This is a genomic window from Saccharopolyspora sp. NPDC002578, from assembly GCF_053592695.1.
Genome location: NZ_JBSFWJ010000074.1, coordinates 25,574 through 31,573 on the forward strand (window position 1 = coordinate 25,574; position 6,000 = coordinate 31,573).

Here is a 6,000-nt window from a genome sequence, read left to right on the forward strand (position 1 = left end):
GGGCGGAGGAGGTCACGGCTTTGCCGCGTCGCGCCAGAGCAGTTCTGCCAGGCGTTCTACCGTGCTCTGCATCTGGTGGAGTGCTTCGGGAATCCGGGCGCGGCCGAAGCGGCTGCGGGGGCCGTTGAGCGTCAGGATCGCGACGAGGGTTCCGGCGCTGTCGCGGATGGGGCGCGACAGCGACAGCAGCTCCGGTTCCAGTTCGTTGTCGATGATGGCGAAGCCTTGTTCGCCGACCTGCTGCAGTTCGGTGAGCAGCGCTTCGCGGTCGGTGATGGTCTGCGGGGTGAACGCTTCGAGCTTGGCGGGCAGCGTCGCGCGCAGGGCGTCGGCGGAACGTTCCGCCAGCAGCACCTTGCCGGTGGAGCTGGCGTGCATCGGGTAGCGCTCGCCGACCATGTTGCGCGACAGCACGCCGACCACGTGCGAGCCGACCGCTTCGGCGACCAGGTCGAGGCCGTCGAGGGAGTTCGGGATCGACAGCGTCACGGCTTCGTTGAACTCGTCGGCCAGTTCCTGCAGCACGGGCTTGGCGTGGGCGACGAGACCGGCGTACGGGTCGGCGTGCCTGCCGAGGCGGGCGAGTTCCCAGCCGAGCACGTAGTTGGTGTCGATGCGGTCGACCAAGCCGCCCTGTTCCAGGCTGTAGAGCAGCCGGAACGCGGTGGGCCTGCTCAGCCCGGCCGCTTTCGCGAGCGTGGTGGCGGTGGTGCCGGTGCGCGGTTGGGCGGCCAGTTCGCGGAGCAGCCGCACTGCTTTGGTGACCGATTTGTTGGCCAGCTCCGACTGCTTGGGCTCGTCGCCCATCGGACTCTCGCCTCCTGATCGCGCCTGATTCGGGGGAGCCGTTCGTGCGAACAGGCTAACAGGCGCGTTCACTTAGTGGACGCGATGGCCGAAAGTGCACGTGGGCGCGGAGGCGGGGGCCGCGGTGGTGGTGCCGCCGCGGCCCCGGCCGGTCAGGCGGGTGTGACTTCGAGCCGGTCGCCCGCGGCGGCGCCGGCATGGGCGCGGGCGTACCGGCGGCCCGGGTGGTCGTCGGCGAGGCGCACCTGGCCGGGCCCGTGGAGCTTCTCGCGCAGGGTGCGGCCTTCGTACTCGGTCCACATCGCTTCGCGGCGCTGCAGCTCGGGCACGACGAGTTCGATGAAGTCCGCGATGTCCTGGTACTTCACGGCGTTGCCGAGGTTGAAGCCGTCGATGTCGCAGTCCTCGACCCAGCTGATCAGCTCCTTGGCGACGGTGCGCGGTGAGCCGACGATGGTGGGCCCGCTGCCGCCGATACCGATGAATTCGGCGATGTCGCGCGGTGTCCACTCCCGGTCCGGGTCCATCTTGGAGAACAGGTCGACCATGGTCTGCCCGGCCTCGGTCTTGACGTGCCGCAGCGGCACGTCCGGGTCGAACTGGGACATGTCCAGGGCGGTCCAGCCGCTGTAGCGGGCCATCGCACCGGAGTAGCTGACCAGTTCGCGGTAGCGCTCGTACTTCGCGTGCGCCTGCTCGTCGGTCTCGGCGACGACGACGTTGAGCATCTGCAGCACTCGCACCGACCGCGGATCGCGGCCCGCCTGCGCCGCCTGCAGGCGCAGCGCGTCCACCTGCCTGCGCAGCGCCTTCTTCGACACGGCGTTCACGAACACGCCTTCGGCGTGGGCGGCGGCCAGGGCGCGGCCCTTCGACGAACCGCCCGCCTGGAAGATCACCGGGGTGCGCTGCGGTGACGGCTCGCACAACGAGAACCCCGGCACGGTGAAGTACTTGCCCCGGTGGTCGATGTCGTGCACCCGCAACGGATCGGCGTAGACGCAGCGCTCCCGGTCGCGGACCACGGCGTCGTCGTCCCAGGAGCCCTCCCAGAGCTTGTAGCAGACCTCCAGGTGCTCGGCGGCGACGTCGTAGCGCTCGTCGTGGGAGGGCAGCAGGCCGTTGCCGATGTTGCGGGCGGCGCTGTCGGCGTAGGAGGTCACCAGGTTCCAGCCGATGCGGCCGTCGGTGAGGTGGTCGAGGGTGCTGAACTTGCGGGCCAGCGTGTAGGGGTGCTCGTAGGTCGTCGAGCCGGTCAGGCCGAACCCGAGGTGCTCGGTGGCTGCGGCCATCGCGGAGAGCACGAGGGCCGGGTCGTTCGCGGGCAGCTGCGCTCCATCGGCGAGCGCGGCGGCGGGGCCGCCCTGGTAGACGTCGTGGTAGCCGACGTTGTCGGCGAAGAACACCCCGTCGAAGCGGCCCTGTTCGAGCAACCGGGCGTACTCGGTCCAGTAGCGGACGTCCTTGTAGCGGTGGCCCTGGTCCTTCTCGTGCCGCCACAATCCCGCGGAGAGGTGCGCCGGGCCCTGGAATTCGAAGGCGAACAGCCGCATGCGGCGAGACAGCATCGTCTTACTCCTGTTCACGTACCGGAGGATGGAGCGGGATTCGGCGCCGCGGTGCGCCGCGGCGGAGCACCTACGGGGTGGGTTCGCGGTAGCCGCCGAGGGAACCGCGGTGGAAGATCAGCGGCCGGCCGCCACCGGCTTGCAGCCGCAGCACCTTGGCCACCACGATCACGTGGTCGCCGCCCTCCAGCTCTTGCACGACCGCGCAGTCGATCCACGCGTGCGCACCGGCGATCTGCGGGCTGCCCTCGATGGATTCGTGCCAGTTCAGCGCGGCGAACTTGTCGGCTCCCCTGCTCGACATCGCGTGGCAGACGTCGTGCTGGCCGTCGGACAGGACGCTGGCGCTGAAGTGCCGGGCGGCGCGCACCTTCGGCCAGCTGCCGGAGGTGGCCGCGACGCTGAAGGTGACCAGCGGCGGGTCCAGGGACAGCGATTGGAAGGTGCCGACGACGAGCCCGGCGGGGGAGCCGGTGCCGGGCTCGCGCCCGGCCACGACGGTCACGCCCGTGGGCAGGTGACCGATGACGTCGCGGAAATAACGGGGCTCGATCGTCGCAGTCGGCAGTGTCATGATCTTGTTCCTCCCTGGCGGTTACCGGTTTGTGCTGCTGTCACGGAGAAGTGGTCAGTCCGGTGCGGACCTCGCGGGCCACGCGCAGGCCGCTCTCGATCGCTCCGTCGATGAAGCCGGCCCAGACGTTGGCGTAGTCGCTGCCCGCGAAGTGCAGGACGCCTTCGGCGCGCTGCTGGGCGGCGAAGTAGCGGGTGAGCTGCTGCGGTCGTTGCATCAGCCAGGTCTCCCGCGAGTGCGGGTCGGCCATCCAGTCGTGGCCGGTGACTTCGAGGACCTCCAGGTCGTCGCGCCAGACGCGCAGCGCGTCGGCGACGGCGGCGGTGTCGTGCGGGGAGATCCGGCTGGAGTCGGCGCCGAAGGACACCAGCACGGCGTCGTCCTCGCCGAGGAATTCGGTGCGCGCCACGGAAAGCGGGTGCGAAGCCGAGGAGTACGCGAAGAACGGCTTGATCGGCCCGCGCACCCGGATCCAGACCTTGACGCCCCGCGAGGCGGTGCCCTCCTCGGTCGCGGCGCGCTTCTCCGCGCACAGCTCGGGGGTGACGTCGAGCTCGCCGAGGATGTTCTGCGGCAGGGTCAGCACCACCCGGCGCGCGCGGATCGCGCCGCCGTCCGAGGTGGTCACCACGGCGCCGTCGGCGTCGTGCTCGATCCGGTGCGCGGCGGTGCCGGTGCGGATGTCGGCGTCGGTGTCGGCCACGATCGACTCGACGAGCGAGCGGGTGCCGCCGACGAGGCGGAACACCGCGGAGGCCTCGTGCATCAGGTGCCAGGAGCCCGCGGTCGCCGCGGTCCAGCGCAGGGCGCTGGTGAACGCGCCGTCGGTCAGCGGGGCGTTGAAGTGCCCCACCCAGGCGGCTTCGTTGGCGCGGTACTCCTCGACGGGCAGGTCGAGTTCGTCGAGCTTGTCCTGGACGCTGAACGCGTCGGCGGATTCCAAGCCGGGTTCGGACAGGGGAGCGTGCGGCCGGGGAATGCGCTGCATCGTGTCGGCCAGCAACCGGCGCATGCCCGGGTCGATGAGCTCCATGAACTCGTCGAGGGTGCCGGTGCGGCGTTCGTCGCCGGCCAGCCAGTAGGCCTGTTCGGGGCGCGGTCCGCGGGTGATGTCCAGGCCGTAGCGGGTGACTTCGGCCCACGCGTGCGGCTGGACCCAGTGCAGCCAGGTCCCGCCGATCTCCAGGTCGCGGCCGAGCCGGTGGTCGGTCCACACCCGGCCGCCGAGGCGGTCGCGGGCTTCGAGCACGGTGACGCGCAGGCCTTGGCGGCCGAGCTCGCGAGCGGTGATCAGGCCGGCGATGCCGCCGCCGACCACGACGACGTCAGTTTCCTCGGTCACGGGGCGGTGCTCCCTCGCAGTCGGTTCGTCCGGGTCCGGCCGGGCCTCGCGGTGGTGAGCGCAAGGCGGACCGGGGGCGAAATGCGGCTACTTACGAACGAAACGTTCATTATGCGAACGCGATGCCGATAGTGTGGAGCCGCTTATCCGGCTCGTCAATAGTCTTGAAGAGTGGCGATTTGCAAGGCTGGGCAAGGGATTTTCTTGACCGTGCCGGAGGTGGATGTCAGTATCCGTGAACGAAGCGTTCATTAAGTGAACGTCTACGGGCCGCATCATTCGAACGGCTCAACGCGCAGCAACCGGCCAGCACTCGGCGCCACCTCCGGCCGAGCGACACACCCGCGCACAGGAGGGCCCATGCCCACGTCGAACGTCGCCGAAGCGGTCGCCACCCTCGCCGCAGGTGGGAAGGTCCTCGTCATCGACGACGAGGACCGGGAGAACGAAGGCGACCTGATCATGGCCGCCGAACACGCCACCACCGACGAGGTCGCGTTCTTCCTGCACCACACCTCGGGATTCCTGTGCGTGTCGCTGGACGAGCACCGGGCGCGCGAGCTCGAACTGGACCTGATGGTCACCGCCAACACCGAGAGCCACGGCACGGCGTTCCTGGTCAGCGTCGACCTCCGGCACGGCACCTCCACCGGCATCAGCGCCGGTGACCGGGCCGCCACCATCCGAGCGCTGGCCGACCCGGCGCTCGCGCCCGCCGACCTGGCCCGGCCCGGTCACGTGCTGCCGCTGCGCGCCAAGTCCGGCGGGGTGCTGGAACGCGCCGGGCACACCGAGGCGGGCGTGGAGCTGTGCCGCGCGGCGGGCCTCAGCGGCGCCGCGCTGCTGTGCGAGATCGTCACCCCGGACCGGCGCGAGATGATGCGCCGCCCCGAACTCGACGATTTCGCGCTGCGGCACGACATTCCGATGATCACGATCGCGGACCTCGTCGAGCACGCCCGCACCGCCGCGGCGACGGTCCGGCCCACCGGACGTGCCGAACTCCCCACCGAGCTCGGCACGTTCCAGGCCACCACCTACCCGTCCGCGGCGGGCATCGAGCACCTCGCGCTGACGATGGGCGACCCGAGCGGCGCCGGAGCTCCGCTGGTGCGGCTGCACAGCGAATGCCTCACCGGCGACCTCGTCGGCTCGCTGCGCTGCGACTGCGGCGTGCAGCTGCGCACGGCGATGAGCACCATCGCCGAGCAGGGGCGGGGAATCCTCCTCTACCTGCGCGGGCACGAAGGGCGCGGCATCGGGCTCGGACACAAGCTGCGGGCCTACGAACTCCAGCAGCACCGCGGGATGGACACCCTGGAGGCCAACGTGGAACTCGGATTCCCGGTCGACGGCCGCGACTACACCGACGCGGCGCGAATCCTGCACGACCTCGGGGTGAGCTCCGTGCGGCTGATGACGAACAACCCGGACAAGTGCCGCGCCCTCGCCGAGCACGGGATCGACGTCGCCGAGCGCATCGCCCTCGAAGCGCCGCCCAACCCGCACAACACCGGATACCTGGCAACCAAACGCGACCGAATGGGCCACCTACTCCAGCAATCCGCTTGATCGAGGGGTTGTTTCCGGATGGCCTGCGTAGTGGGTCGGGTGGCGGAACCTCAGCGGTTTCCTCGCTGCGGGATCTTTTTTCCAAGTGGCTCCGCCACGAGGAAAAAAGCCGTCCTCGCGAGGAAACCGCTGAGAAC

5 protein-coding genes are annotated in these 6,000 nt (G+C 70.1%); 1 reads left to right on the plus strand and 4 read right to left on the minus strand.

Going from position 1 to position 6,000, the window contains the following annotated elements; genetic code table 11:
- Positions 1-12: 12 nt before the first annotated feature.
- The 4 genes from ACWD38_RS25625 to ACWD38_RS25640 all read right to left on the minus strand — a co-directional run bounded on the left by ACWD38_RS25625 (position 13) and on the right by ACWD38_RS25640 (position 4,291).
- Positions 13-807 carry an IclR family transcriptional regulator gene (locus ACWD38_RS25625; RefSeq protein ID WP_184479749.1) on the minus strand — a complete coding sequence of 265 codons (795 nt, stop codon included), beginning with the start codon at positions 805-807 and terminating at the stop codon, positions 13-15.
- Between the two features lie 152 nt (positions 808-959).
- Positions 960-2,375 carry an LLM class flavin-dependent oxidoreductase gene (locus ACWD38_RS25630; protein WP_221315845.1) on the minus strand — a complete coding sequence of 472 codons (1,416 nt, stop codon included), beginning with the start codon at positions 2,373-2,375 and terminating at the stop codon, positions 960-962.
- Positions 2,376-2,445: 70 nt separating this feature from the next.
- Positions 2,446-2,949 carry a flavin reductase family protein gene (locus tag ACWD38_RS25635; protein ID WP_450125082.1) on the minus strand — a complete coding sequence of 168 codons (504 nt, stop codon included), beginning with the start codon at positions 2,947-2,949 and terminating at the stop codon, positions 2,446-2,448.
- 40 nt (positions 2,950-2,989) lie between these two features.
- Entirely contained in the window at positions 2,990-4,291 is a 1,302-nt protein-coding gene (locus ACWD38_RS25640) for an FAD-dependent oxidoreductase (protein WP_184479747.1), read from the minus strand.
- Between the two features lie 360 nt (positions 4,292-4,651).
- Here ACWD38_RS25640 and ribA point away from each other — a divergent pair, with 360 nt between their 5' ends.
- A complete protein-coding gene (gene ribA, locus ACWD38_RS25645; protein WP_184479746.1) occupies positions 4,652-5,863 on the plus strand; it encodes a GTP cyclohydrolase II in 1,212 nt (403 codons plus the stop codon).
- Positions 5,864-6,000 lie beyond the last annotated feature (137 nt).

What these genes read in the sequence shown, in the direction of transcription:
- ACWD38_RS25625 (WP_184479749.1), bottom strand. Translation starts at nt 807, where the DNA reads ATGGGCGACGAGCCCAAGCAGTCGGAGCTGGCCAACAAATCGGTCACC.
- ACWD38_RS25630 (WP_221315845.1), bottom strand. Translation starts at nt 2,375, where the DNA reads ATGCTGTCTCGCCGCATGCGGCTGTTCGCCTTCGAATTCCAGGGCCCG.
- ACWD38_RS25635 (WP_450125082.1), bottom strand. Translation starts at nt 2,949, where the DNA reads ATGACACTGCCGACTGCGACGATCGAGCCCCGTTATTTCCGCGACGTC.
- ribA (WP_184479746.1), top strand. Translation starts at nt 4,652, where the DNA reads ATGCCCACGTCGAACGTCGCCGAAGCGGTCGCCACCCTCGCCGCAGGT.